23 protein-coding genes are annotated in these 24448 nt (G+C 70.2%); 20 read left to right on the top strand and 3 right to left on the bottom strand.

Annotated elements, in window-relative coordinates:
* Window positions 1-51: 51 nt before the first annotated feature.
* Genes lepA through hemW form a run of 3 tightly spaced genes read left to right on the top strand, consistent with a single transcriptional unit; the run spans window position 52 to window position 3822 of the window.
* Window positions 52-1899: a translation elongation factor 4 gene (gene lepA, locus AC0NZN_RS01910; protein ID WP_474590571.1), complete on the top strand. Its 1848-nt coding sequence runs from the start codon at window positions 52-54 to the stop codon at window positions 1897-1899.
* Between the two features lie 52 nt (window positions 1900-1951).
* A complete protein-coding gene (locus AC0NZN_RS01905; protein ID WP_474590570.1) occupies window positions 1952-2605 on the top strand; it encodes a DUF1990 family protein in 654 nt (217 codons plus the stop codon).
* Complete coding sequence (hemW, locus tag AC0NZN_RS01900; RefSeq protein WP_474590569.1) at window positions 2605-3822, top strand: radical SAM family heme chaperone HemW; 1218 nt, start codon at window positions 2605-2607, stop codon at window positions 3820-3822. The genes AC0NZN_RS01905 and hemW overlap by 1 nt, the downstream gene beginning before the upstream one ends.
* 11 nt (window positions 3823-3833) lie before the next feature.
* On the opposite strand, the gene AC0NZN_RS01895 is transcribed toward hemW, so the two are convergent.
* Window positions 3834-5276: a carboxylesterase/lipase family protein gene (locus AC0NZN_RS01895; RefSeq protein ID WP_474590568.1), complete on the bottom strand. Its 1443-nt coding sequence runs from the start codon at window positions 5274-5276 to the stop codon at window positions 3834-3836.
* 102 nt (window positions 5277-5378) lie between these two features.
* On the opposite strand from AC0NZN_RS01895, the gene hrcA reads away from it, so the two are divergent.
* The 9 genes from hrcA (at window position 5379) to leuA (ending at window position 14478) form a co-directional block, all read left to right on the top strand.
* The gene (hrcA, locus tag AC0NZN_RS01890) at window positions 5379-6431 is read left to right on the top strand and encodes a heat-inducible transcriptional repressor HrcA (protein WP_474590567.1); all 1053 of its coding nucleotides are present in this window, start codon (window positions 5379-5381) and stop codon (window positions 6429-6431) included.
* 48 nt (window positions 6432-6479) lie between these two features.
* Window positions 6480-7595, top strand: a complete 1116-nt coding sequence (gene dnaJ, locus AC0NZN_RS01885; RefSeq protein ID WP_474590566.1) for a molecular chaperone DnaJ — start codon at window positions 6480-6482, stop codon at window positions 7593-7595.
* 4 nt (window positions 7596-7599) lie between these two features.
* Window positions 7600-8358, top strand: coding sequence for a 16S rRNA (uracil(1498)-N(3))-methyltransferase (locus tag AC0NZN_RS01880; protein ID WP_474590565.1), 759 nt, complete (start codon window positions 7600-7602; stop codon window positions 8356-8358).
* A 51-nt stretch (window positions 8359-8409) separates the two neighbouring features.
* The gene (locus tag AC0NZN_RS01875) at window positions 8410-8757 is read left to right on the top strand and encodes an HIT domain-containing protein (protein ID WP_474590564.1); all 348 of its coding nucleotides are present in this window, start codon (window positions 8410-8412) and stop codon (window positions 8755-8757) included.
* Window positions 8758-8812: 55 nt separating this feature from the next.
* Window positions 8813-9856, top strand: a complete 1044-nt coding sequence (locus AC0NZN_RS01870) for a PhoH family protein (protein WP_474590745.1) — start codon at window positions 8813-8815, stop codon at window positions 9854-9856.
* Window positions 9853-10323, top strand: a complete 471-nt coding sequence (gene ybeY, locus AC0NZN_RS01865; protein WP_474590563.1) for an rRNA maturation RNase YbeY — start codon at window positions 9853-9855, stop codon at window positions 10321-10323. The genes AC0NZN_RS01870 and ybeY overlap by 4 nt, the downstream gene beginning before the upstream one ends.
* Window positions 10320-11627 carry a hemolysin family protein gene (locus tag AC0NZN_RS01860; protein ID WP_474590562.1) on the top strand — a complete coding sequence of 436 codons (1308 nt, stop codon included), beginning with the start codon at window positions 10320-10322 and terminating at the stop codon, window positions 11625-11627. The genes ybeY and AC0NZN_RS01860 overlap by 4 nt, the downstream gene beginning before the upstream one ends.
* Window positions 11620-12519 carry a GTPase Era gene (gene era, locus AC0NZN_RS01855; RefSeq protein WP_474590561.1) on the top strand — a complete coding sequence of 300 codons (900 nt, stop codon included), beginning with the start codon at window positions 11620-11622 and terminating at the stop codon, window positions 12517-12519. The genes AC0NZN_RS01860 and era overlap by 8 nt, the downstream gene beginning before the upstream one ends.
* Before the next feature lie 195 nt (window positions 12520-12714).
* The gene (gene leuA, locus AC0NZN_RS01850; protein ID WP_474590560.1) at window positions 12715-14478 is read left to right on the top strand and encodes a 2-isopropylmalate synthase; all 1764 of its coding nucleotides are present in this window, start codon (window positions 12715-12717) and stop codon (window positions 14476-14478) included.
* Between the two features lie 44 nt (window positions 14479-14522).
* Here leuA and AC0NZN_RS01845 read toward each other — a convergent pair whose 3' ends face one another.
* Window positions 14523-15218, bottom strand: coding sequence for a trimeric intracellular cation channel family protein (locus AC0NZN_RS01845; protein ID WP_474590559.1), 696 nt, complete (start codon window positions 15216-15218; stop codon window positions 14523-14525).
* A 36-nt stretch (window positions 15219-15254) separates the two neighbouring features.
* Here AC0NZN_RS01845 and recO point away from each other — a divergent pair, with 36 nt between their 5' ends.
* From recO to AC0NZN_RS01820, 5 genes are all read left to right on the top strand, one after another.
* Window positions 15255-15980 carry a DNA repair protein RecO gene (gene recO, locus AC0NZN_RS01840; protein WP_474590558.1) on the top strand — a complete coding sequence of 242 codons (726 nt, stop codon included), beginning with the start codon at window positions 15255-15257 and terminating at the stop codon, window positions 15978-15980.
* Window positions 15977-16780: an isoprenyl transferase gene (locus AC0NZN_RS01835; RefSeq protein WP_474590557.1), complete on the top strand. Its 804-nt coding sequence runs from the start codon at window positions 15977-15979 to the stop codon at window positions 16778-16780. The genes recO and AC0NZN_RS01835 overlap by 4 nt, the downstream gene beginning before the upstream one ends.
* A 125-nt stretch (window positions 16781-16905) precedes the next feature.
* A complete protein-coding gene (locus tag AC0NZN_RS01830; RefSeq protein ID WP_474590556.1) occupies window positions 16906-17607 on the top strand; it encodes a hypothetical protein in 702 nt (233 codons plus the stop codon).
* Complete coding sequence (locus AC0NZN_RS01825) at window positions 17607-18563, top strand: hypothetical protein (RefSeq protein ID WP_474590555.1); 957 nt, start codon at window positions 17607-17609, stop codon at window positions 18561-18563. Before AC0NZN_RS01830 ends, AC0NZN_RS01825 begins: the two co-directional genes overlap by 1 nt.
* A 50-nt stretch (window positions 18564-18613) precedes the next feature.
* The gene (locus AC0NZN_RS01820) at window positions 18614-19300 is read left to right on the top strand and encodes a DsbA family oxidoreductase (RefSeq protein WP_474590554.1); all 687 of its coding nucleotides are present in this window, start codon (window positions 18614-18616) and stop codon (window positions 19298-19300) included.
* A gap of 2 nt (window positions 19301-19302) precedes the next feature.
* Here the strand turns inward: AC0NZN_RS01820 and AC0NZN_RS01815 are convergent, their stop codons facing one another.
* On the bottom strand, window positions 19303-19809 hold the full coding sequence (locus AC0NZN_RS01815; protein WP_474590553.1) for a glutathione peroxidase: 507 nt from the start codon (window positions 19807-19809) through the stop codon (window positions 19303-19305).
* A gap of 100 nt (window positions 19810-19909) precedes the next feature.
* On the opposite strand from AC0NZN_RS01815, the gene dusB reads away from it, so the two are divergent.
* The 3 genes from dusB to dnaG are packed head-to-tail and all read left to right on the top strand — an operon-like array spanning window position 19910 to window position 24436.
* A complete protein-coding gene (dusB, locus tag AC0NZN_RS01810; protein ID WP_474590552.1) occupies window positions 19910-21064 on the top strand; it encodes a tRNA dihydrouridine synthase DusB in 1155 nt (384 codons plus the stop codon).
* Complete coding sequence (locus AC0NZN_RS01805) at window positions 21054-22397, top strand: deoxyguanosinetriphosphate triphosphohydrolase (RefSeq protein WP_474590551.1); 1344 nt, start codon at window positions 21054-21056, stop codon at window positions 22395-22397. The genes dusB and AC0NZN_RS01805 overlap by 11 nt, the downstream gene beginning before the upstream one ends.
* Window positions 22397-24436: a DNA primase gene (gene dnaG, locus AC0NZN_RS01800; protein WP_474590550.1), complete on the top strand. Its 2040-nt coding sequence runs from the start codon at window positions 22397-22399 to the stop codon at window positions 24434-24436. The genes AC0NZN_RS01805 and dnaG overlap by 1 nt, the downstream gene beginning before the upstream one ends.
* Window positions 24437-24448 lie beyond the last annotated feature (12 nt).

Genomic DNA, 24448 nt, shown 5'->3' with positions numbered 1-24448 from the left:
GCAGACCCCGCATCCTGCCGCCGCTCCTTTGCCCCGTAGAATCTTCAGGACATGTCACCGCGCGCCCTGAAGCCCCTCGAGCCGTCCGCCACGCCGCCCGAGCTGATCCGCAACTTCTGCATCATCGCCCACATCGACCACGGAAAGTCGACGCTGGCCGATCGCATGCTGCAGATCACCGGCGTCGTCGCCGACCGCGATATGCGCGCTCAGTACCTCGACCGCATGGACATCGAGCGCGAGCGGGGCATCACGATCAAGTCGCAGGCCGTCCGCATGCCGTGGTCGGCTCAGGACGGCACGTTCGCGCTGAACATGATCGACACCCCCGGTCACGTCGACTTCACGTACGAGGTGAGCCGGAGTCTCGCCGCGTGCGAGGGCGCGATCCTGCTGGTGGATGCCGCGCAGGGCATCGAGGCGCAGACGCTCGCCAACCTCTACCTGGCCCTCGAGAACGACCTCACGGTCATCCCGGTGCTGAACAAGATCGACCTGCCCGCGGCGGACCCGGAGAAGTTCGCGCTGGAGCTCGCCAACCTCATCGGGGGCGACCCCGATGACGTGCTGCGGGTGTCGGGAAAGACCGGCCAGGGTGTCGAGGAGCTGCTCGACCGCATCATCCGCGACATCCCGGCGCCCACCGGCCAGGCGGACGCCCCGGCGCGCGCCATGATCTTCGACTCGGTCTACGACTCGTACCGCGGCGTCGTCACCTACGTTCGCATGGTGGACGGCAAGCTCGAGCCGCGCGAGCGCATCCAGATGATGTCGACGAGGGCCACGCACGACCTCCTCGAGATCGGTGTGTCGAGCCCGGAGCCGGTGCCGACGAGGGGCCTGGGCGTCGGCGAGGTCGGCTATCTGATCACGGGCGTGAAGGATGTGCGCCAGTCCAAGGTCGGCGACACGATCACGAACCTGCGCAAGCCGGCGAAGGACGCCCTCCCCGGGTACACCGACCCGAAGCCGATGGTCTTCTCGGGCGTCTATCCGATCGACGGCAGCGACTACGGGGATCTGCGCGAGGCGCTCGACAAGCTCAAGCTCTCGGATGCGTCGCTCCAGTACGAGCCGGAGACGTCGGTGGCGCTCGGCTTCGGATTCCGCTGCGGCTTCCTCGGCCTTCTGCACCTCGAGATCATCACCGAGCGCCTCGCACGCGAGTTCGGCCTCGATCTCATCACGACCGCTCCGAGCGTCATCTACGAGGTCACGACCGACACCGGCGAGCACGTGACGGTGACGAACCCGAGCGAGTACCCGGACGGTCGCGTCGCCACGGTGTCCGAGCCTGTCGTCAAGGCCGCGATCCTCCTGCCGAAGGACTACGTCGGAACCGTCATGGAGCTCTGCCAGGGCCGGCGCGGACAGCTGCTCGGCATGGAGTACTTCAGCGAGGAGCGCGTGGAGCTGCGCTACAACATGCCGCTCGGCGAGATCGTCTTCGACTTCTTCGACCAGCTCAAGTCGCGCACGCAGGGCTATGCGAGCCTCGACTACGAGCCGGCCGGGACCCAGGAGGCCGACCTCGTCAAGGTCGACATCCTCCTGCAGGGCGACAAGGTGGATGCCTTCAGCTCGATCGTGCACCGCGACAAGGCGTACGCCTACGGCACGATGATGACCGAGCGGCTGCGCAAGCTCATCCCTCGGCAGCAGTTCGAGGTGCCGATCCAGGCCGCCATCGGCGCGCGCATCATCGCCCGCGAGAACATCCGCGCGATGCGCAAGGACGTCCTCGCGAAGTGCTACGGCGGCGACATCACCCGCAAGCGCAAGCTCCTCGAGAAGCAGAAGGAGGGCAAGAAGCGAATGAAGATGGTCGGCCGCGTCGAGGTCCCCCAGGAGGCGTTCATCGCCGCGCTCTCGGGTGACGTCGAAACAGGCAAGAAGTAGCGTAAGAGACCTCTCACGAAGCGGTCAGGCGCGTCTGGGTAGGGTGGAGATCATGCGGCGCGGGACCTTCCGAGACGAGACGGTGGACTATGCGGCCGTGGGGGCGACGCAGGCATCGGACCTGATGCAGTACCCGCCTGAGCGCAGCGTCCCCGCCCACGAGTCGTGGCGGATCGGCAGCGGCGAGGCCCGCTTCCACAGTGCGGGGGAGGCGCTGCTGTCCTGGCGCGCGCTCCGCGACGGCGGACTCACCGTGTCCGATGTGCGTCCGGCGGCAGGTCCCATGTACACGGGTGTGAGCTTCGATGACGAGGGCAAGCCGATCGGCGCGTCCAAGTTCGAGGCCGATCAGCGCTTCGACGCCGACGGCACCCCGTACGTCAGCGCGGGCGAGACGATCCACGTGCGCGGCCGCGTCAACGGCCTGAAGGCCGACGCAGAGCTGCGCGTCATCTTCGTCGTCGAGGAGCCGCGACGCATCGGCTTCGCGCTCGGCACGGTCGACGGCTCCGTCGTCAGCGGCGAGGAGTCGTTCATGCTCGACTGGCGCACCGACACCGATGAGGTGTGGTTCACCGTCCGCGCCTTCGACGCGCCGGCATCCTTCGTCTACAAGCTCATGCCCAGCCTCGTGAAGCGCCGCCGCCGGGCGCTGTTCCAGCGGTATCTGCGCGCGATCTCGCCGCTCTACACGACGCCCGCCTGATGGGCTCCGCCCTTCCGATCGGCGATCCGGCTCCGGCGGACGGCGCGCTGCCCGACGACCTTCCCGTCGACCCTGCCGTCGACTTCGGCGTGTACCTGCACGTGCCGTTCTGCCGTGTGCGCTGCGGGTACTGCGACTTCAACACGTACACCTCGGACGAGCTTCGCGGCGCCCGCCAGGATCAGTACGCCGACACGCTCCTGCGGGAGGTCGAGCTGGCACGCGGAGCGATGAGGGATGCGGGCGCCCTGCGACCGGCATCCACCGTCTTCTTCGGCGGCGGCACCCCCACGCTCCTGCCTGCCGGCGATCTCGCCCGGATGCTCGCCGGCGTCCGCGACGCCTTCGGCATCGTGGACGGAGCGGAAGTCACGGTCGAGGCGAACCCCGACACCGTGACGGATGCCGTGGCGGACGAGCTGGCCGGGGCGGGCGTCACCCGCATGTCGGTGGGGATGCAGTCCTCCGTGCCGCATGTGCTCGCGGCGCTCGACCGCACGCACGACCCCGCGAACGTTCGGACCGCCGTGGCTGCGGCGAGGCGAGCCGGGCTGCAGGTGAGCGTGGACCTCATCTACGGCACCCCGGGGGAGTCGCTCGGCGACTGGCGCGACTCGGTGGAGACCGCGATCGCACTCGAGCCCGACCACGTCTCGGCGTATGCGCTCATCATCGAGGACGGCACGAAACTCGCACGGCAGATCCGCCGCGGTGAGGTCGCAGCGCCCGACGACGACCTGCAGGCCGACATGTACGAGCTCGTCGACGAGCGGCTCCAGTCCGCCGGCTTCGACTGGTACGAGGTGTCGAACTGGGCGCGCGACGCCGATCTGCGGTCACGGCACAACCTCGCGTACTGGCGCGGCGCCGACTGGTGGGGCTTCGGCCCCGGTGCGCACAGCCATGTCGCCGGCCTGCGCTGGTGGAACGTCAAGCACCCCGCGGCCTACGCGCAGCGGCTCGCGGCCGGCGAGTCTCCCGCGGCCGGACGGGAGCGCCCGGATGCCGCGGCCCGCACCCTCGAGTCCGTCCTGCTGCGCTCGCGCATCCGCGAGGGGCTGCCTGTGTCGGAGCTGCAGAGCGAGGGGCGCCGGGCCGTCGCCTCCCTCATCGCGGACGGGCTGATCGACGGGCATGCGGCCGTCCGCGGAACCGTCGTGCTCACGCTGCGGGGCCGCCTGCTCGCCGACGCCGTGGTGCGCGCGCTGACGGAATAGCGGATGCGGCCTCAGCGCATCAGCGCATCCAGCGCGTGTGCGCGCGGCAGCGGAACGTCTGTCGTCTCGGTGTCGTAGCGCCGCACGGTCCGGCTGTCGTCGAACGGGGGCCAGCCGGCATCCTGCGTCTCGATGAAGCGGATCCAGTCGTCGTGCATGCGGTCCGCGAGCGCCTTCGGCGCGCCGGGTCCCGCCATCCGAAGGGCATCGGGAGTCCCACCGCGATGGAAGACGAAGCCGATCTCCATCGCGTGCGCCGCCCGCAGGCCGCGCACCGGGCTCGGCCATGCGAACTCGTAGACGTAGGTGCGTCCGGCTCGCGTCTGCGCGGCGCGGATCGCCGGAGCACGCAGCAGGCGGTCCGTCACCATCTGCCCGAGGATCTCTCCGGGGGTCGAGCCGGGAAGCTCACGACGGTAGGCGGCGGCGGTCGACCGCGGGATGCGCAGCGCGGCCCGCGCCAGGAACACCTGCATCCTGCCGATCTTCGCGAGGGCTGCGGGCGGCAGCCACAGCCGGTACTCGTCCGTGTTCGTGCCGATGACGATCGGCAGGCTGAGACGTCCGAGACCGACGTCGGGCGAGACCGGCAGCGATTCGGGATCGAGCGCGAACGCGAATCCCGGGGCGCCCGACAGCGGCGTCGATCCGGCGGACTGCGCGGCCCGTGCCTCGAGCAGGGCGCGCGGCGTCACGGCGGCGAAGGCGTCGCGCGTGGCCGGGATGCCGAGGCGCTGGGCGAGCTCGCGGGTCACGCGCCCCGCCTTCTCGGGTGCGACGGCCTCGAGCGGACCGCTCTGGATGATCGCTCCGCGTACGAGCGCGCGGCTCTCGCTGCGCATGAGGAGCCCGGCCACGATCGCGCCGCCGGCCGACTCGCCGACGATCGTGATCCGGTCCGGGTCGCCGCCGAAGGCCGCGATCTCCCGGTGCACCCAGTCGAGCCCTGCCGCCGCATCCTGGAGCCCGAGATTGAGCGACGCTCCCTCGAGCACCGAGAAGCCCTCCGAGCCGAGCCGGTACGCGATCGACACGAACACGACGCCGTCACGGGCGAACGTCGTCCCGTCGTACGAGTCGAGCGCCGGGGTTCCGCGCTCGAGCGCGCCCCCGTGGAACCACACCATGACCGGCAGACCCATGCCCATGCCGATGACGTCGGCCGGCGTCCAGACGTTGGCCGTCAGGATGTCCTCCCCGGGGATCTCGACGCAGTCGAGCAGCTCGGCGAGAGCCGCGGGGTACGGGTCCTGCGGTGCCGTGGGACCGAAGGCGGTCGCATCCCGCTCCCCCTCCCACGACGCGGGCGGGGCGGGTCGCGCGAATCGCAGGTCGCCGAACGGCGGTGCCGCGAAGGGGATGCCGAGGAACCGCAGGATGCCGTCGTCCCCGGCGCCGCGCAGGGTCCCGGTGCTGATCGAGATCGTCGTCGTCGACGGATGCGTGTCGCTCACGCTGTTCAGCGTAGAGGCCCGCCAACGTCGTGAGTGGGTGGAGCCGGGGTAGAATTGGCACTCTGCAGATCCGAGTGCCAGACGTGGACGGAGGAGGTGGGCATGGTCAGCGAGCGGGGACTTCAGGTGCTGCGCGCCATCGTCGAGGACTACGTCGAGACGCGCGAGCCGGTCGGCAGCAAGACGATCGTCGATCGCCATGCCTTCGGTGTGTCCGCGGCGACGATCCGCAACGACATGGCCCAGCTCGAGGACGAACAGCTCATCGTCGCGCCGCACACGTCCTCCGGACGGGTGCCGACCGACAAGGGGTACCGCGTCTTCGTCGACCATCTGGCCGAGCTTCGCCCGCTCTCGCCCGCACAGCGGCAGGCCATCGCCTCCTTCCTCGACGGACCGGGCGACGACCTCGACGACGTGCTCGTGCGCACGGTGCGCGCGCTGACACGGCTCACCGGCCAGGTCGCGCTCGTTCAGTACCCGTCCTTCGCCCGCGCCGCGGTCTCGCACGTCGAGCTCGTGGGTCTGGGCGGGGGCCGGGTCGTCGTCATCCTCGTGACCGACACGGGTCGCGTCTCGCAGCGGATGGCGGCGTTCCGCGAGGATCTCAGCGAGATGGATGCCTCGCGCCTGCGCGCGCAGCTCGCGGCCCTCGTCACGGGACGCCGCGTGGGCGAGGGTGCGCAGCGGGTGGCCGAGGCGCTGGCGGCCGAGCAAGCCAGACCGGCGTCGGATCCGATCGCGACGGCGCTCCTGCGGATGGTGGGAGAGGAGCTCGACGAGTTCCGTCAGGACCGGCTCGTCATGGCCGGAGCGGCGAACCTCGCCCGACGCGAGGACGACTTCCGCGGCAGCATCTATCCGCTCCTGGAGGCGATCGAGGAGCAGGTGACGCTGCTGAGGCTCATGAGCGAGATGGTCGCCGACGAGCATGGGCTGTCGGCGAGCATCGGCCGCGAGAACGCGGCCTTCGGCCTGGCCGAGGCATCCGTCGTCACGAGCGACTACGCGCCCGGCGAATACGATGCGGCCGGACTGGCCCGCGTCGGCGTGCTGGGGCCGACGCGCATGGACTATCCCACCAACCTCGCGGCGGTCCGCGCCGTCGCGCGCTACCTCAGCCGGCTGCTCGAAGACGACGAGCTCGCCCGCTGAACCGCTCCACCCGAACGAACCGCGCCCCGACGCGGCAGGAAGGCGATTGTGGCTGACCATTACGAGGTCCTCGGCGTCTCGCGCGACGCCTCACCCGACGAGATCAAGAAGGCGTACCGCCGGCTCGCGCGCGAGCTGCACCCCGACGTGAACCCCGGGGCCGAGGCCGAAGAGCGCTTCAAGCTCGTCACGCACGCGTACGACGTGCTGAGCGACCCGGAGCAGCGCCGGCGCTACGACATGGGCGGCGACCAGCCGTTCGGCGGCGGAGCCGGAGGCTTCGGCGGGTTCGGCGACATCTTCGAGACGTTCTTCGGCGCGGCCGCGGGCGGTGGCCGCGGCGCTCGGCCGCGCTCTCGCCGGGAGCGCGGACAGGACGCGCTCGTGCGCGTCACCATGGAGCTCCGCGACGTCGTGTTCGGCGTGCATCGCGAGATCGAGGTCGACACCGCCGTCCTGTGCGACACGTGCGAAGGCTCCTGCTGCCAGCCGGGGACGTCGCCGGTCACCTGCGACATCTGCCAGGGGACGGGGCACATCCGACAGACCGTGCGGAGCCTTCTCGGCAATGTCGTGACGACCCAGCCGTGCAACGTCTGCCAGGGTTACGGCACGACGATCCCGTACCCGTGCGCCACCTGCCAGGGCCAGGGCCGCGTCCGTGCGCGTCGCACGGTGTCCGTCGACATCCCCGCCGGCGTCGAGACGGGCCTGCGGCTTCAGCTTCCCGGCTCCGGCGAGGTCGGCCCCGGCGGCGGCCCCAACGGCGACCTCTACATCGAGGTGTCCGTCGCCCACGACGAGGTGTTCAGCCGCGAGGGCGACGACATCCTGGCCACCCTCGAGGTGTCGATGCCCGACGCGATCCTCGGCGCCGAGACGACGATCCAGTCCCTCGACGGCCCGGTCGACCTCGAGATCCGCCCCGGCGTGCAGAGCGGCGACGTGCTGACGATCAAGGGCCGCGGCATCACGCCGCTGCGCGGCTCCCAGCGCGGCGACCTGCGGGTCGGGGTGCACGTCATCACACCGACCCGTCTCGACGGCAAGGAGCGCGCGCTCATCGAGGACTTCAAGAAGCGGACGAAGGCCCCCGGGCCGCAGCTCGCGCAGTTCCATCAGGGCCTGTTCGCCAAGCTGCGCGACCGCTTCCGGAACGGCTGAGCCGGTGGCCCTGCATTTCCTGCTGACCGGAGCCGCGGGCGCTCCGCGGGACGAGCCCCTCGACGTGGGCGTGGGAGACGCCGTGATGCTCACGGGCCCGGAGGCGCATCATGCCGCAGCCGTCCGCCGCGTCCGCGTCGAGGAGACGGTGACGGTCGGCGACGGCCGCGGCGTGTGGCTGACCGGCGTCGTCGAGTCGGTGCAGCCCGCGCAGGTGGTGGTGCGGGTGACCGCCCGGCGCGACGTGCAGCCGCCGGCGCCCCGCATCCTTCTCGTCCAGGCGCTCGCGAAGAGCGACCGCGACGAGCTTGCTGTGCAGGCGGCGACGGAGCTCGGCGTGGACGAGATCGTGCCCTGGCAGGCCGAACGCTCGATCTCGCGATGGGATGTGGCCAAGGCGGCCAAGGGCCGCGCGAGGTGGGAGACGATCGTGCGCGAGGCGTCGAAGCAGGCGCATCGGGCATGGGTGCCTGTCGTGGCGCCGCTCGCGTCGACGACCGACCTCGTCGAGCGCGCCCGCGGCGGTGCGACCGTCCTCGTACTGGAGCCGACGGCGGAGGACGCCCTGAGCGCCGCCGACCTGCCGCGCGAGGCCGACGTGGTGCTCGTCGTCGGGCCGGAGGGCGGGATCTCGCCGGCGGAGCTCGCCACCCTCGAACATGCCGGCGCGACGCTGGTGCGGCTCGGCGACACCGTGCTGCGCACCTCGACCGCCGGACCCGCCGCGCTCGCCGTCGTGAGCGCGCGCCTCGGCCGGTGGTGACGGCTCGGCGATCCCGGAGCCTGTCTCAAGGCCGCGGATAGACTTGACCGCATGACAGAACCGTCGATCTTCACGCGCATCCTCGCGGGCGAGATCCCGTCCGACATCATCGCGCAGACCGACAATGTCTTCGTCATCCGCGACATCGCGCCGCAGGCGCCCCTCCACTTCCTCGTCATCCCGAAGACGCCGAAGTACCGCGACGTGGTCGAGCTCGCCGCAGGCGACCCGGCGCTGCTCGCCGAGGTGGTCTCCGTGGCGAAGAAGGCCGCTGCCGATCACGACGGAGGCGACTTCCGCCTCGTGTTCAACACCGGCGCGCGTGCCGGCCAGACGATCTACCACGTCCATGCCCACGTGCTCGCGGGCGACCTCCACGAAGCGGGGCTCGGTGCCTGACACGTCCGACGATTCCACCCCTGCCGTCGCGCACGTCTACGCCGACGGCGTGGCGATGGTCCAGCTGCTCGGCCCCCAGGACCGCCTCCTCCGAGTCGTCGAGCGCGAGCATCCGGATGTCGATGTCCACGTGCGCGGCAACGAGATCACGCTGCGCGGGGATGCGGCGGCCGTCGCGACCGCGCAGGCCCTCGTCGAGGAGCTGATCTCGATGGCGCGCGCCGGTCAGGGCCTGGATCCGGTCGACGTCGTCTCCTCCAGCCGCATCCTGCAGTCCGACAGCGGGTCGCGGCCCTCCGACGTCCTCGGCGAGGCGATCCTCGCGTCGCGGGGCAAGGTGATCCGTCCGAAGACCGTCGGCCAGAAGTCGTACGTCGACGCCATCGACGAGAACACCGTCGTGTTCGGCATCGGTCCGGCGGGAACCGGAAAGACCTACCTCGCGATGGCGAAGGCCGTGCAGGCGCTGCAGCGCAAGGAGGTCAGCCGCATCATCCTGAGCCGCCCCGCGATCGAGGCGGGCGAGCGGCTCGGGTTCCTCCCCGGCACCCTCAACGACAAGATCGACCCCTACCTGCGGCCGCTCTACGATGCCCTCAACGAGATGATGGACCCCGAGCTGGTCCCGAAGCTCATGGCGACGGGGACCATCGAGGTCGCGCCCCTGGCGTACATGCGTGGTCGCACGCTCAACGACTCGTTCGTGGTGCTCGATGAGGCGCAGAACACGACGCCCGAGCAGATGAAGATGTTCCTCACGCGACTCGGCTTCGGCACGCGGATGGTCGTCACCGGCGACATCACGCAGATCGACCTGCCGCAGGGCGCCTCCGGGCTGCGGCTCGTGACGCGCGTGCTCAAGGACATCGACGACATCTTCTTCTCGTACCTGACGAGCCAGGACGTCGTGCGCCACAACCTCGTCGGCCGCATCGTCGACGCCTATACGGAGTTCGACGAGAGCCGGCTGGCCGCGCGGCGCGAGCGCGACGAGGCGACGGAGTTCGCCAACCGCGCCGAGCGTCGCAGCACCCAGCATGCTCGAAACCAGGGCGGGGCCGGCCCGCGCGATCACCTGCCCGGAAGGCCACGCCGATGACCATCGAGATCACCAATGAGTCTGGCTACGAGGTCGACGAGACCGTGCTGCTGCGGCTGATGGAATACGACCTCGCCCAGCTGCACGTGAGCCCCGACGCCGACCTCGCGATCCTGCTCGTGGACGAGGGCGCGATGGAGGCCCTCCACGTGCAGTGGATGGACGAGCCGGGGCCCACCGACGTTCTGAGCTTCCCGATGGACGAGCTGCGGCCGGGCACCGAGGACACGCCGACGCCGCCCGGGCTCCTCGGCGACATCGTGCTGTGCCCGCAGGTCGCCGAGACGCAGGCGGCGGCCGCGAAGCACACGACCCTCGACGAACTCGTCCTGCTGACGACCCACGGGCTGCTCCATCTGCTCGGCTACGACCACGCCGAGCCGGACGAGAAGCGTGAGATGTTCGGTCTCCAGGGCGAGCTGATCTCGGGATTCCAGGCCGCGGAGCGTCGCCGGCCGCGCGCATGACCGCGGCCCTCCTCCTCCTCGCCGCACTCGCTCTCGTCGCCTTCGGCGGTCTCATGGCGGCGGATGACGCGGCCCTCGGTGTGACGTCCCGCCAGGACATGCTCGACCTCGCCGACGACGGCACGCGCAATGCGGAGTCCCTGCGGCGCATCGCCGAGGACACGCCGGCGCACGTCAACGCGGTCGTCTTCATGCGCGTGTTCGTCGAGACCGCGGCCGCGGTGCTCGTGACGGTCGCGTTCATGCTGCTGTTCGACAGCATCTGGTGGGCGATGCTCGCCGCCGTCGTGCTCATGACCGGCACCTCGTTCGTCGTCGTCGGCGCAAGCCCCCGGCAGACCGGCCGGCGGCACGCCAAGGCGCTGCTGCGGGCGACCGCCCCCGTCATCCGCGCCGTCCGCGTCATCCTCGGTCCGCTCGCGCACGGACTCGTCGCCCTCGGCTCCCGCGTCTCGCCCGGTGGCCGCAGCGACTCCTTCACGACGGAGGAGCAGCTGCTCAGCATGGTGGACGAGGCCGCCTCGAACGACCTCATCGAGGAGGACGATCGCGAGCTCATCCACTCGGTCTTCGACTTCACCGACACCTACGTTCGGGCGGTCATGGTGCCGCGCACCGACATGGTGACGGTGGATGCCGCGGCCCGCACCCGCGAGGCGATGGCGCTCTTCCTCGAGCGCGGCGTGTCCCGCATGCCCGTCGTCGACGCCGACGACATCGTGGGCGTGCTGTACCTGAAGGATCTCGTGCAGTTCGGCTTCCGCGACGAGACCGGATGGCGGGACGCGCCGATCGCGCCGATCGCCCGGCCGCCGGTGTTCGTGCCGGAGTCGATGCGGGCGGAGACCCTGCTGCAGCAGATGAAGCGCGAGGCGGTGCACGTGTGCATCGTCGTGGACGAGTACGGCGGGATCGCCGGGCTCGTCACCCTCGAGGACCTCATCGAGGAACTCGTGGGCGAGATCTCGGATGAGTACGATCCCCGCCTGCGCGAGGTCGTGAGGCTGGAGCCTGGCCGCTATCGTGTGAGCGCGCGCCTGCCTCTCGACGAGGTCGGCGAGCTGTTCGGACTCGACCTCGACGACGAGGACGTGGACTCGATCGGCGGGCTGCTCGGCAAGGCGCTGGGCCGCGTCCCGCAGACCGGCGCCTCCGCCGAGGCCTATGGGCTGATGCTCACGGGAGGGGCGTCGCGCGGCCGCGGCCGCGGCATCGCCACGGTGTTCGTCGAGAGAGCGGCGGCCGACCGGCATCCGCGCTCGGGAGAGATCAACACGCCGAAGAAGGATGACACACATGACTGACGAGAACTTCCGCTCCGGCTTCGTGACGTTCGTGGGCCGGCCGAACGTCGGCAAGTCCACTCTCACCAATGCGCTCGTGGGCGAGAAGGTCGCCATCACGAGCGACAAGCCGCAAACCACGCGACGTGCCATCCGCGGCATCCTGAACCGCCCGTCCGGTCAGCTCGTCATCGTGGACACCCCGGGGCTCCACCGGCCGCGCACGCTTCTCGGGCAGCGGCTCAACGACCTCGTCGAGCAGGTGCTCGGCGACGTCGACGTCATCGCGTTCTGCGCGCCGGCGACCGAGAAGGTCGGGCCCGGCGACCGGCGCATCGCCGAGTCGCTGACCGGGTATCCGCGTGCGAAGAAGGTCGCGATCGTGACGAAGACGGATGCGGCGGCGCGCGATCAGATCACCGAGAGGCTGATCGAGGTCGACAAGCTGCGCGACGACTGGGCTGCCGTCATCCCGCTCTCTGCGCTCACGAACGATCAGCTCGACGTGCTGACCGACGAGCTGCTCGCGCTCATGCCCGTGGGACCCGCGCTCTACCCCGAGGGGGTCGTGACCGACGAGACGACCGAGGACCGCATCGCCGAGATCATCCGGGAGGCTGCTCTCGAGGGCGTCCGCGACGAGCTGCCGCACTCCATCGCCGTCGTCGTGAGGGAGGTGTCGGAGCGCGAGGACAGCGACCTCACCGATGTGTACGCCGATATCGTCGTGGAGCGCGACAGCCAGAAGGCCATCATCATCGGCAGGAAGGGCTCTCGACTGAAGGATGTCGGGGCCCGCGCCCGGGCCGGTATCGAGCCGCTCATCGACTCGCGCGTCTTCCTGTCGCTTCACGTGAAGGTGGCGAAGGAATGGCAGCGCGACCCGAAGCAGCTCGGACGGCTGGGCTTCTGACGGGTGTTGTCGGGCTGCGCATTATGCCCCCGATATCCGGGCGGGTCGCTTCCGATCTGAGCATCCTGCTACGATCAGTGCATGCGCTTCGGCCAGCTCCTTCTTAGCTGCCGCGACGAGGCCTCGATCTAAGGGCCTTCCTCGTCGCGGAGCTCGGTGTTGGCCCGCCTCATCTGACGAGAGAAAAGCGACATCATGGACAACACCCAGAAGCCCTCGGGCATGCCGATCCACAAGTACCGGCCGTTCCACGAGCAGATCCGCGTCGAGCTGCCCGACCGCACGTGGCCGACGAAGCGCATCACCACCGCGCCGCGCTGGTGCGCCGTCGACCTGCGCGACGGGAACCAGGCGCTCATCGACCCGATGAGCCCCGAGCGCAAGCGCATCATGTTCGACCTGCTGGTGAGCATGGGCTACAAGGAGATCGAGGTCGGGTTCCCCTCGGCGAGCCAGACGGACTTCGACTTCGTGCGCCAGCTGATCGAGGACGACCTGATCCCGGAGGACGTGACCATCCAGGTGCTGACGCAGTCGCGCGAGCACCTGATCGCGCGCACCTACGAGGCGATCGCCGGTGCCGCGAAGGCCATCGTGCACCTGTACAACTCGACGAGCATCCTGCAGCGCGAGGTGGTCTTCCGCACCGACAAGCAGGGCATCATCGACATCGCCGTCGAGGGCGCCCGCCTGTGTCGCCAGTTCGAGAAGCGGATCCCCGAGACGCAGGTGTACTACGAGTACTCGCCGGAGAGCTACACGGGCACCGAGCTCGAATTCGCCGTCGACGTGTGCAACCAGGTGCTGGACGTCTTCGAGCCGACCCCCGACCGCAAGGTCATCATCAACCTGCCCGCCACTGTCGAGATGGCGACGCCGAACGTCTACGCCGACTCGATCGAGTGGATGAACCGGCACCTCGCCCACCGCGAGAACGTCATCCTGTCGCTGCATCCGCACAACGACCGCGGCACGGCAGTCGCGGCCGCCGAGCTGGGCTACCTGGCCGGGGCGGACCGCATCGAGGGATGCCTGTTCGGCAATGGCGAGCGAACCGGCAACGTGGATCTGGTGACCCTGGGCGTCAACCTGTTCACGCAGGGCATCGACCCGCAGATCGACTTCAGCGACATCGACCAGATCAAGCGCACGGTCGAGTACTGCAACCAGCTGCCGGTGCCCGAGCGCAGCCCGTGGGGCGGCGACCTGGTCTTCACCGCGTTCAGCGGCTCGCATCAGGACGCCATCAAGAAGGGCTTCGAGGCGATGGAGGCGCGTGCCGAGGCGGCCGGCGTCACCGTCGACGACATCGAGTGGGCCGTGCCGTACCTGCCCATCGACCCGAAGGATCTGGGCCGCTCCTACGAGGCGGTCATCCGCGTGAACTCGCAGTCGGGCAAGGGCGGGGTCTCCTACCTGCTGAAGACCGACCACGCGCTCGACCTGCCGCGCAGGCTGCAGATCGAGTTCTCGGGCGTCGTGCAGGCGAAGACGGATGCCGAGGGCGGCGAGGTCACGAGCGACCAGATCTGGGCCGTCTTCCAGGACGAGTACCTGCCGTCCGCGAACCCGGCAGATCGATGGGGCCGCTTCGAGTTGCTGTCCACGCGCACGCAGAGCGACATGACCGGCGATGTGCGCCTCGACGTCGCGCTGCGCGACGACGACGAGCGGATCGAGACGACGGGGAACGGCAACGGACCGATCGCGGCGTTCCTGGAGATCGTCCGCGGGCGCGGCTTCGACATCGCGCTGTACGACTACGTCGAGCACACGCTCTCCAGCGGCGGCGACGCGCAGGCCGCGGCCTACGTCGAGCTGCAGGTGGACGGCGATCGCCTGTGGGGTGTCGGCATCGACGGTGACATCTCGACGGCGTCGCTGAAGGCTGTGGTCTCGGCCGTCAACCGTGCCATCCGTGCCCGCCGCGGTGCCGCGCAGGAGCTCGCCGCCGTCTGAAGGTCAGGAGGTTCCGCCGCGGTCGTGGGCCGCGGCGGCTCCGCTCACTCCTTCGGGGGCTTGACGATCGGGATGGCGCTCGTCTCTACCGCCACCTTGCGGCGGTAGAGCATGCGCTGCTCGGGCAGCGACAGGTCGAAGATCACCGCGAGGAGCCGCACGACGGTGGTGACCGAGACCCCGGCGATCGCGGCGACCACCGGTGTCGCCCCGAGCTCGTGCAGCACAGTGAGGACGATGCAGCCGCCGCCTGCCGCCACCGCGTAGAGCGAGCCGACGTGCATGATCGCGACGGGGAGCCCGACCAGGATGTCGCGGAGCACACCGCCGCCGACGGCCGCGCAGACGCCGACGAACACGGCGGGCACCACGGGGAGGCCGAGGCTCAGAGCCTTGCTGGTGCCGAAGGCGCCGAACAGGCCGATGACGACCGCGTCGAGCGCGATGATCGCCGCATTGAGACGCTGGAACACCCCCGCCAGCAGCATGCCCGCCAGCGCTGCGCCGGTCGCTGTGAGCAGGTACCAGTTGCTCTGCAGGGAGGCGGGCCGCACGGTCAGCAGGAGGTCGCGGATGAGACCGCCGCCCATCCCGACCATGATGCCGATGATCGCGACCCCGAGGAAGTCGAGGCGGCGCTGTCCGCGGAAGCCGGACGCGAACAGTGCCCCCTGGAGTCCTCCGAGTCCCACACCGAGAAGATCCGCCCACAGCGGGATGACGAATGTCGGCTCGTTCACGCCTCCATTGTCCTGCCCGCCCGGGATAATCGATGTGTGCCCACCTACCGTGACGAGATCGTCGTGCTGCGCACGCACAAGCTCGGCGAGGCGGATCGCATCGTGACGATGCTGAGCCGCACCCACGGCAAGGTGCGCGCGGTCGCCAAGGGCGTGCGCCGCACGACGTCGCGATTCGGCGCGCGTCTGGAGCCGTTCATGGTGGCCGATGTCCAGCTCTACGTGGGACGCTCGCTCGACATCGTGCAGCAGGCCGAATCGCTCGGCTCGTACGGCGCCGAGATCGCGGCGCACTACGACCGCTTCACATCCGCGAGCGCCATGGTCGAGGCGGCCGACCGTCTGAACGAGGCCGAGGCGACGCCGCAGCAGTATCTTCTGCTCGTCGGCGGCCTGCGCGCGCTCGCGCGCGGTGAGCATGCCGCCCGCAGCATCCTCGATTCGTACCTTCTGCGCGCGATGGCGCTGTCCGGCTGGGCGCCGGGGCTCGAGGATTGCGCACGCTGCGGCAAGACCGGTCCGCACGAGTGGTTCGTCGCGCAGCTCGGCGGCATCGTGTGCCGGGACTGCGCGCCCGCGGGTTCGGCCCGCGTTACCCCGGAGGCGGGAGCGGTCATGCGCGCGCTGCTCTCCGGGGAGTGGGATGTGGTGGAGGCGGCGCCCGAGCAGGCGACCGCGGCGGCATCCGGCATGATCGCCGCCTACGTCCAGTGGCATCTGGAGCGCGGCATCCGTTCGCTCGAGCACGTGGAGGCGGGATGACCCCGAAACCGTTCACCAGCAAGGAGGCGGCTCCGTATCGCCCCCTCGACTGGACGGGGGTCTCTCCGCCGAGCTTCCCCAAGGGCTCCGTGCCCGGACACGTCGCGATCGTCATGGATGGCAACGGTCGCTGGGCGAACCGCCGCGGGCTCTCACGCATCGAGGGCCACAAGGCGGGGGAGGAGGTCATCCTCGACGTGGTCGCCGGCGCGATCCAGGCCGGTGTCACCCACCTGTCGCTGTACGCGTTCTCGACGGAGAACTGGGCGCGCTCTCCCGACGAGGTGCGGTTCCTCATGGGGTTCAACCGGGATGTGCTGCGCCGACGCCGCGACCAGCTCAACGAGTGGAATGTTCGGGTCCGGTGGGCCGGGCGCAAGCCGCGCCTCTGGGGCTCGGTCGTCAAGGAGCTGCAGATCGCCGAGCAGCTCACGCGCCACAACACGGGCCTCACCCTCACGATGTGCGTCAACTACGGCGGCCGCGTCGAGCTCGTCGATGCCATGCGCTCGCTCGGCGAGGAGATCGCGGCGGGCCGGCTGAAGCCGTCCGCGATCACCGAGAAGCTCATCCGGCGCAACCTCTATGTGTCCGACATGCCGGACGTCGACCTGTTCGTGCGTTCGAGCGGCGAGCAGCGGACATCGAACTTCTTGCTCTGGGAGTCGGCATACGCCGAGTTCGTGTTCCTCGACACGCTGTGGCCGGACTTCACGCGTGGGGAGCTGTGGAGCGCCATCCAGCTGTACCTCGACCGCGACCGCCGGTTCGGCGGGGCTGTCGACGCACCCGCGCTCTGACGATCGCCCCGCCGCGCGCGCGACCGGAGTATCTTCTGCCCTGACTGTATCTTCTGCATGCCGTGGGCCCTCTCCATGGTGAAGGCCCCGGGGCGACTCGGCTCCAGCAGACGGGGGGTGCCCGCATGACGACGCTGCGCAGATACGGCGCGACCGCGGTGATCCTGTTCGCGCTGGCGGTCTTCCCGCTGGCCGTCGGGTGCTCGCCGCAGCCGACCCCCCGCGATGTGCCGGTGGCCACCCAGCAGGGCAATCCGGACGCCGGCGGCTCCGACCAGGGCGGTACGGACCAGGGTCAGACGGAGGGCGCTGCCGACCCGAGTCAGCCCACGAAGGACGCCGGGATCGCGACGACGTTCGGCGGCCCGTCACAGGGCGACCAGGGGACGACGATCCTCTCGGATGACAGTGTGTGCAAGACGGTCGCCCTGTTCTGGGGTGCGGACATTCCCGCAGGTGTCACCTATCGCATCGACTCCGCCGTCGGAGCCGATGTCACCGGGGCGCGTCCGGTCCAAGTCGGCGGTCTGCACGCGGAGCCCGGACCGTGCGATGACCAGGGGTCGCCCGACTGTCTGAGCACCACCCTGGACGCGAAGGGGCAGCCCGGCGCGTGCAGCGTGGTCGTCCGCGTCGACTCGTCACTGCACGAGGGCACCGCCCTGCTGTTCGTGGGGACGCTCACCTGTCCGGACGCGGGCACGTGCCACGCCGTGGAGACGAGGGATGCCCAGCAAGGACCGGCGGTGTTCGTCTGCAGTCCGGCCTGGCTGCAGGCCGACGACACGCGGCAGTGCGATGCGGGTACCTGGAAGGCCACTGGGTGATGGCCCGCACGCGGGGCCGCGGGTCGGCATCCCCTGCTCCAGCAGAGCCGGTCGCGGCGACCGTCGCGGAAGAGCCCCAGCCCCCGCCTGCACTGGGCTTCGAGAAGTGGATGGGCTTCCTGTCGACGTTCGTCGCTCCCGCCACGCTTATCACCGCGCTGCTGTTCTACTTCGGCTACGTCTCGTCGCGCACGTTCTTCCTGTACTTCGGCGTGGACGTCGACATGCTGGGCCTCAGCACGCAGCAGTTCGTCATGCGCAGCCCCGGTGCGCTGTTCATCCCGGTGATGGTGCTGCTGCTCCTGGCGTCCCTGCTGATCCTGGCGCACCATCTGCTGCGCCGACGCCTGCTGCGACGCCCCGAGGCCTCCCGTCGGCGAGCGGTGCGCGCCTTCGCGTGGGCGGGCGGCATCCTCCTCGCGATCGGGCTCGTGCTCGCCTTCAGCTACGCGTGGATCGGGACGTGGAACCTGTATGCGCTCGCGACCTCCGTGTGCCTCGCCGCCGGCGCAGGACTCGCAGCCTATGCCGTCTCCACGTCCCGGGCCGTCGCCGGCGGAACGCAGGGCCGCGCCGTCGTCGTCCTGCTCGTGGCCGTCATGGTCGCGGGCACATTCTGGGCGACGGCCACCGTCGCCGAGTTCTGGGGGAGGGGCCAGGCGCGGATGCTCGCCGCCGACCTCGCGACGCTGCCCGCCGTCGTCCTCGACACCAAGGAGCGGATCTTCCCCGGCAACGACGCCATCACCGTCACCTCGCTCGCACCCGATACGAAGGACAACGCCGGCCAGTACCTGTACCGCTACTTCGGGCTGCGGCTTCTCGTGCGCGGCGGCGACTACCTGTTCCTCGTGCCCGATCGCTGGTCGAAGGATGCGTCGACCCTCGTGATGCCGATCGGCGACGAGATCCGCGTCCGCTTCCGGTTCTTCCCCGACGCGAATCCACCGGATTGAGCCCGTCGGCGGGGGAATACCTCGCGCAGACGGTCGCGTTGCACGGAGGTGTGACGGATGCCATCAAGATCGACGTGTGGTCGGACATCGCCTGCCCCTGGTGCTACATCGGCAAGCGCAACCTCGAGAACGGGCTCGCCGCCGCCGCGGCTGATGACGACACCCCGCAGGTGGAGGTCGTGTACCACTCCTTCGAGCTCTCGCCCGACACCCCCGTCGACTTCGAGGGCGGCGAGGTCGACTACCTCGCGGCCCACAAGGGCATCACCGCCGCCCAGGCCGAGCAGATGCTCCGCCGTGTCACCGGTGCGGCCGCCGAAGCGGGCCTGACCTACCGGTTCGACCTGCTCAAGCACACGAACACCGTGAAGGCCCACGAGCTGCTCCATTTCGCCAAGGCGAAGGGGATGCAGCTGCCCCTCGCCGAGCGGCTCATGGCGGCGTACTTCACGGAGGGTCGTCACCTGGGGTCGGACGACGAGCTCGTGGCGCTTGCCACGGAGGTCGGCCTCGACGCGGACGCTGCCCGCCGTGCACTCGAGGAGCACGAGTACCTCGACGACGTCCGCGCCGACGAGGAGCAGGCGCGCGCCTACGGCATCAACGGCGTGCCGTTCTTCGTCATCGACGGGAAGTACGGCGTGAGCGGCGCTCAGCCGGCCGACGCGTTCGCGCAGATCGTCCGCCAGGTGTGGGCGGAGCACGCGGATCCCGCCGACGACGAGGCCGTCGCGTAGAGCTACTGGCGGCCCAGCGCGTCCTCGATCACCCGCACGATCGCGGGGTCGTCCGGCTTCGTCTGGGGGCGGAAGCGGTGCAGCTCGCCCGACGGTGTCAGCACGAACTTCTCGAAGTTCCAGTGGATGCGGCCGGTGACGCCCTCGGCATCCGGAGTCGTCTTCAGTGCCTTGTACAGCGGAGCGGCCTTCGGCCCGTTGACCTTGATCTTGTCCGCGATCGGGAAGCTCACACCCCAGGTGGCGGAGCAGTACTCGAGGATCGCCTCCATCGAGCCCGGCTCCTGCCCCATGAACTGGTTGCACGGGAACCCCAGAACCGTGAATCCGCGCTCGCCGTACGTGCGCTGCAGCTGTTCGAGCTGCTCGTACTGCGGCGTGAGGCCGCACTTGGAGGCGACGTTGACGATGAGGATCACATCGTCGGCGTAGTCGCCGAGGGTCGCGGTGGAGCCGTCCGCAGTGGTGAAGGGGATGTCGCGCAGCGCAGCGAGAGTGGCCTGAGGCATGTCTTCAGGCTAAGCCCGCCCGGACGGGCCGGGCGCCGCGCCGATTCCTCCCTGTGTGGGCGAACAGCCGATGCACGCCCGCGTCTGGGAGAATGACCGGGTGACTTCTGCGCTCGCGCCCGCCCGTGCCCTGCGCATCGGGCCGATCGAGCTCGATGCGCCCGTCGTGCTCGCCCCGATGGCCGGCATCACCAACACCGCTTTCCGGCGCTTGTGCCGTGAGTACGGGGCCGGTCTCTACGTCAGCGAGATGATCACCTCACGCGCGCTCGTCGAGCGCAACGCCACCACGATGCGGCTCATCCGGCACCACGAGTCCGAGACGCCGCGCTCGATCCAGCTCTACGGCGTCGACCCGAAGACGATCGCGGATGCCGTGCGCATCATCGTCGCCGAGGACCATGCCGACCACATCGACCTGAACTTCGGCTGCCCCGTGCCGAAGGTGACGCGCAAGGGCGGCGGATCGGCACTCCCCTGGAAGACCGGACTCTTCCGCGACATCGTCACGGGGGCCGTCCGCGCGGCCGGCGACGTCCCGCTCACGGTCAAGATGCGCAAGGGCATCGACGCGGATCACCTGACGTACCTCGATGCCGGACGCATCGCCGAGGACGCGGGTGTGGCCGCCGTCGCCCTGCACGGGCGCACCGCGTCGGAGTTCTACTCGGGCACGGCCGACTGGTCGGCGATCGCCAAGCTCAAGGAGACCGTGACGAGCGTCCCCGTGCTCGGCAACGGCGACATCTGGTCGGCGGACGACGCCGTGCGCATGATGGCGGAGACCGGATGCGACGGCGTCGTCGTGGGACGTGGATGCCTCGGCCGCCCGTGGCTGTTCGGCGAGCTCGCGGCCGCCTTCGGCGCACCGGGCGTGAGCGTCGACGCGACGCTCGGCTTCGTCGCACAGGCCTTCCGGCGCCACGCGGAGCTCCTCGTGGAATTCTTCGAGGACGAGGGCCGCGGATGCCGCGACATCCGCAAGCACGTCGCCTGGTACTTCAAGGGGTATCCCGTTGGCGGAGACACGCGTGTGCAGCTCGCGACGGCGTCCAGTCTCGCCGAGATCGACGAGCTGCTGGCCACCCTCGACGGGGAGGCACCCTATCCGGGCGCCGCCGCCGAGGGTCAGCGCGGCCGCGCCGGCACCCCGAAGCGACCGGCGCTGCCCGACGGGTGGCTCGACTCGCGCGAGCTCGGCGAAGACGCATCCTGCACGCTCCTCGAAGCGGAGCTCGACACCAGTGGCGGCTGAGCTGCCGGCGTCCACGGCATCCCGCCCCGCCGGCTACGGCGATGCCGACGCCGAGCGCTTCCATTCCGAACGGCACCGCTCGCAGCGCGATGACTTCGCGCGCGACCGCGCCCGGGTGCTGCACTCCGCCGCCCTGCGGAGGCTGGCGGCCAAGACGCAGGTCCTGAGCCCCGCGAGCCCCGCGGACTTCGCGCGCAACCGCCTCACGCACTCCCTCGAGGTCGCCCAGGTCGGTCGCGAGCTCGCCACCGCGCTGCAGCTCGCCCCCGATGTCGTCGACACGGCCTGCCTCAGCCATGACCTGGGGCATCCGCCGTTCGGTCACAACGGCGAGCGCGCCATGAACGAGTGGGCCGAGGACATCGGCGGCTTCGAGGGCAACGCCCAGACGCTGCGCATCGTCACCCGCCTCGAGCCCAAGGTCTTCGATGGCGAGGGGCGGAGTGCCGGACTCAACCTCACGCGGGCAAGCCTCGACGCGACGTGCAAGTACCCCTGGACCGCCGATCATCCGCTGCCCGATCCGGGCGGGCGGCTGAAGTTCGGCGTCTACCCCGACGATGAGCCGGTCTTCCATTGGATGCGTGCCGGTGCGCCCGGGCGCGTGCGCTGCATCGAGGCGGAGGTCATGGACCTGTCCGACGACATCGCGTATTCGGTGCACGATTTCGAGGACGCGATCGTCAACGGCTACCTCGATCCGGCGCGGCTCACCGCCCCCGGCGAGCACAACACTCTCGTCACGGCGATCCAGTCGTGGGTGGGCTTCGACTTCGCGCGCGACGAGCTCGCCGATGCGCTGCACCGCCTGACGAGCCTGCCGGAGTGGATCGGCTCGTTCGATGGTTCGCGGCCGGCTCTCGCCAGGCTCAAGAACCTCACCTCCGACCTCATCGGCCGTTTCGCGCGTGCCGCCACGGGCGCGACCCGTGACACCTTCCCGACTTCCGAGCTCACGCGGTACCGCGCGCACGTCGTCGTGCCGCGCGTCGTCGAGGCCGAGATGGCGGTGCTCAAGGGAACCATCGGGGCGGCGGTCGTCACGATCGAGGGTCGCAAGGAGCTGTACCGGGAGCAGCGCCGGGTGCTCAAGCGCCTCGCGACGGCGCTGTGGGAGCGGCCCGAGGAGCTCGATGCGGTCTACGCGGGCGATTTCGCTGCGGCGGAGACGGATGCGGCGCGCCGCCGTGTCGTCGTGGATCAGGTCGCGAGTCTCACGGACCAGCTCGCGATCGCATGGCATCGGCGACTCGTCGCCGATGTGGATGCCGCGTCCCTCGGCATCTGGGCGCCGGAGCCCCGTCGTCGGTTCCCGTCCGCGGGGGCCGTCTGATGCCCGGCCGGATCGCGCAGGCCGACGTCGACGAGGTCAAGTCGCGCACGAACATCGCCGACATCGTCGGAGAGCGCGTCGCGCTGAAGTCCGCCGGCGTCGGCTCACTCAAGGGCCTGTGCCCCTTCCATGACGAGCGCAGCCCGAGCTTCCACGTGCGACCGCAGGTGGGCTTCTACCACTGCTTCGGCTGCGGCCAGTCCGGGGACGTGTACACGTTCCTGCGCGAGATCGACCACGTCAGCTTCCAGGAGGCCGTGGAACGGCTCGCCGGGCGTATCGGCTACACCCTCCACTACGAGGACGGGGGAGCGGCGCCCGAGACGTCGGGTCGGGCGCGCCTGTACGCGGCGAACGCCGCGGCATCCGAATACTTCCGCGCCCAGCTCATGACTCCCGAGGCCGACATCGGCCGGCGTTTCCTCGGCGAGCGCGGGTTCGATGCGGGCGCTGCGGCGCACTTCGGCGTCGGGTACGCGCCCAAGGGCTGGTCGGGGATGCTCGACGCTCTCACCGCGCAGGGCTTCACGCGCGACGAGCTGCTTGCGGCAGGGCTCGTCTCGCAAGGGCAGCGCGGGGTCTACGACCGATTCCGCGGGCGCGTGATCTGGCCGATCCGCGACGTGACCGGGCAGGTGCTCGGCTTCGGCGCGCGTCGGCTGTTCGACGACGACAATGGCCCCAAGTACCTCAACACACCCGAGACGCAGCTCTACAAGAAGACACAGGTGCTCTACGGCCTCGACCTCGCGAAGCGCGACATCTCGCGAGGCGACCCGCGCCGGGTGGTGGTCGTCGAGGGGTATACCGACGTCATGGCGTGCCACCTCGCGGGAGTGACCACGGCTGTGGCGACGTGCGGCACCGCCTTCGGCGCCGAGCACATGCGCATGCTGCGTCGCATCATGGGCGACGAGGCGGCCGCCGAGGTGGTGTTCACCTTCGACCCGGATGCGGCAGGCCAGAAGGCCGCGGTCCGTGCCTTCGCGGAGGCGCGGGGCGAGCAGGCGCAGAGCTTCGTCGCGGTGGCGCCGGATGGACTCGACCCCTGCGACCTTCGCCTGCAGCGCGGCGACGGAGCCGTCGCATCCCTCATGGACACCAAGGTGCCCATGTTCGAGTTCATCATCGACCAGCGGCTGAAGGGCTACGACCTGGGCACCGTCGAGGGGCGCGCGGGGGCGCTGCGCGCCGCTGCGCCGATCGTCGCGGAGATCCGGGACGCGGCGCTCCGGCCGGGCTACATCCGTGTGCTGGCGCGCCGGATCGGGCTGGAGATCCCGGAGGTGACGGAGGCGGTCAACCGGGCCGGCCGTGCCGCGCGCGCCGAGGGCGCGACGACCGAGGAAGGGCGCCCGGCTGCCGGTCGCGACCCCCGCCGTCCAGTGGCGGGCCGGCCGGACGAGGGGCGTCGCGACAGCCGAGGACCCGAGTCGGGACGGCCCGGTGAGCCGCGACCCCAGAACGTGCGGCCGGATGCCGGTCGCCCGGGTGCGCACGACGGCGGGTACGACGCGCATCCCGAGCCGCCGGATGCCTACCCGCCCGACGATCAGCCTCCGATCCGGGTCTCACTGGCGACGCTGCCGAAGACGAAGGATGTCGCCCTCGAGCGTGACGCCGTCATGGGATTCCTCCAGTACGGTCACCGCATCGAGCCGGACCTGCTGCAGCGGGCGGTCGACCTGCCGTTCCGCACGCCGGCTCTCGACGCCGTGCGTTCGGTCGTGGCATCCATCGCCGATCGTCGGCGCGCCGGCTGGGCCGTGGATGCCGTCTCCGCGGTGCGCGAGCCCTACCGGACGCTCGCAGCCGAGCTGCTCACCGCGGATTTCCCGGCTCGCGATGACGAGCATGCGGTGGCCTCGACTCGGGACCTCGCACGCCAGCTGGTGCTGCGGGCGCATGATGCCGACAAGGCGGAACTGCTGCGGACGATACAGCGCCTTCCGGCCGATTCCGAGGAGGGGCGGCGCGTGCGGGTCATGCTGCGCGAACTCGACGCCGACCGCCAGCGCCTCCGGGAGGAGATGCAGTAGCGGAGCGCCCGC

This window comes from Microbacterium sp. sgz311019, from assembly GCF_056135325.1.
The sequence above is the reverse complement of the archived record's forward strand: the minus strand, read 5'-3'. Positions and strand labels throughout refer to the sequence as shown.